The following is a 1,118-nucleotide window of genomic DNA, read 5'->3' as shown; positions in this document are numbered from 1 at the left end:
CCCCCGGCCACGCCGCCGTCCGGCCCCGCGTCGCCGGGCGTCGTGGCGCCGCCGCCGGCCGTGCCCGCCGGCGCGTGCACCGCGCGGTACGAGCTCGTGAACTCCTGGCCCGGCGGCTACCAGGCGCAGGTCACGGTCACCGCGACCGCGCCCGGCGTGCAGGGCTGGCTCGTGCAGTGGTCGGCCGTGCCCGGGCTCGGCATCAACGACCGGTGGGGCGCCGACATCGGCACGGGCGGCGGCACGGTGACGGCCGAGAACCTGTCGTGGAACGGCGCGGTCGCCGACGGGCAGACGGCCGTCTTCGGGTTCACCGGGCCCGCGGAGGACGGCGCGGCCACGGCGGTCCCGCAGCTGCGCTGCACGCAGACGCGCTGACCGCCCTCAGCCGGCGAGGCCGAGCGCGGCGCGCACGTCGTCCGCCAGGCGCGCGAGCCGGTCGCGCGCGTCCCGGTGGGCGGCGTCGAGGGCGTGCCGGTCCGCGTCGGGCGCGACCGGCTCGATCACCTCGAGGTACGCCTTGACCTTCGGCTCCGTGCCCGACGGCCGCACCACCACGCGCGTGCCGTCGGCGGTGAGCAGGCGCAGGCCCTCGGTGGGCGGCAGGCCGCCGCGCTCCTCGTCGGTGCCGGCGGCCAGGTCGACCACCTCGACGACCGGCGAGCCGGCCAGCGTCGTCGGCGGCTGCTCCCGCAGGCGCTGCACCGTCGCGCCGATGCGCGACAGGTCCGCGAACCGCGCGCTCACCTGGCCGCTGACGTGCAGCCCGTGGGCGCGCGCGAGGTCGTCGAGGGCGTCGACCAGGGTGCGTCCCTCGGCGGCGAGGCGCGCGGCGAGGTCGAGCACGCGCACGGCCGCGGTGATGCCGTCCTTGTCGCGCACGTGCGCGGGGTCGACGCAGTAGCCGAGCGCCTCCTCGTACCCGAACGCGAGCCCCTCCACGCGGGAGAGCCACTTGAACCCGGTGAGCGTCGTCGCGGACCGCAGGCCCGCGGCCGCGGCGACGGACGCGAGCAGCCGTGACGAGACGATCGAGCACGCGAGCACGGGCGCGTCGCCGGTCGCCTCGCCGTGCGCGCCGGTGCCCGCGTCCGTGGGCGTGCCGCGCCGCGCGGCGA

At 78.8% G+C, this 1,118-nt stretch carries 1 protein-coding gene and 1 pseudogene; one reads left to right on the top strand and one right to left on the bottom strand.

What is annotated here, in order from left to right; genetic code table 11:
* On the top strand, positions 1 to 378 hold a 378-nt coding region (locus AB6N23_RS18430), incomplete at its 5' end, for a cellulose binding domain-containing protein (RefSeq protein WP_412867403.1).
* A 6-nt stretch (positions 379 to 384) separates the two neighbouring features.
* On the opposite strand, the pseudogene AB6N23_RS18425 reads toward AB6N23_RS18430, so the two are convergent.
* Positions 385 to 1,118 (bottom strand): annotated as a pseudogene (locus AB6N23_RS18425) (phospho-sugar mutase); the annotation flags it as partial.

The organism is Cellulomonas pasadenensis, assembly GCF_047229365.1.
Taxonomy (GTDB): Bacteria; Actinomycetota; Actinomycetes; order Actinomycetales; family Cellulomonadaceae; genus Cellulomonas.
Note: the sequence above shows the minus strand (reverse complement) of the source record. Positions and strands in the feature narration are given on the sequence as shown.